General features: G+C 50.8%; 1 protein-coding gene. It reads left to right on the forward strand.

Annotated elements, in window-relative coordinates; genetic code table 11:
* Positions 1–137: 137 nt before the first annotated feature.
* Positions 138–811, forward strand: a 674-nt coding sequence (locus B3W37_RS04155; protein ID WP_483174861.1) for an ATPase domain-containing protein, incomplete at its 3' end; no start/stop codon positions are given.

Below are 811 nucleotides of genomic sequence, written 5' to 3' on the forward strand. Positions count from 1 at the left end.
CAAATATGTTTATCCCATCCACCAGCGGAGGCCGAGGTCTTGGGGGCGTTTGACAAAGCCATTCATCGAGGCTTTTTAACAGCTCTTTTTCCTGGTACGATTTGGTATATAATATTTTTGTAAGGAGCCAATAAGCGTTGAAGATATCAAATCGTTACGTATGTAATAACTGCGCCTATGAGAACAGCAAATGGCTGGGCAAATGTCCGGCCTGCGGGATGTGGAATACTTTTCAGGAAGAGATCCGGGCCAGCAAACCGGCCATACCGGGCAGACTGCGGGTGGAGGCGGTGCCTCTGCCGAGTATTCCTGCCGGGGATGTAAAGCGCTGCAGCAGCGGTGTTGACGAATTGGACCGGGTTCTGGGGGGAGGCATGGTGCCGGGCTCAGTGATACTCATAGGCGGCAATCCCGGAATCGGCAAATCAACCCTTTTGTTGCAGGTGGCTCAGTCTATTGCCGGGCAGGGTGGACCTGTCATTTACCTGTGCGGAGAAGAATCTTTGCAGCAGATCCGGCTGCGCTCCATGCGCCTTGACGTAGACAGCGCTGCTATTTTTTTGCTGGCCGAACAGAACATTGACCTCTTGGCAGAATATATAGAAAAAATAAAACCGGCTACAGTGATCATCGATTCTATACAAGCGGTTTACTGCAGCGAAATCTCCTCAATCCCCGGCAGTATAGTGCAATTACGCGAGTGCACCGCCCGTATTACCGATATTGCCAAAAAAAGCGGCATTACCTTTTTCTTAATCGGCCATGTTACCAAGGAGGGTGTTATTGCCGGCCCCAAGGTCCTGGAACACAT

It is taken from the genome of Syntrophomonas sp. UBA5494, from assembly GCF_002426325.1.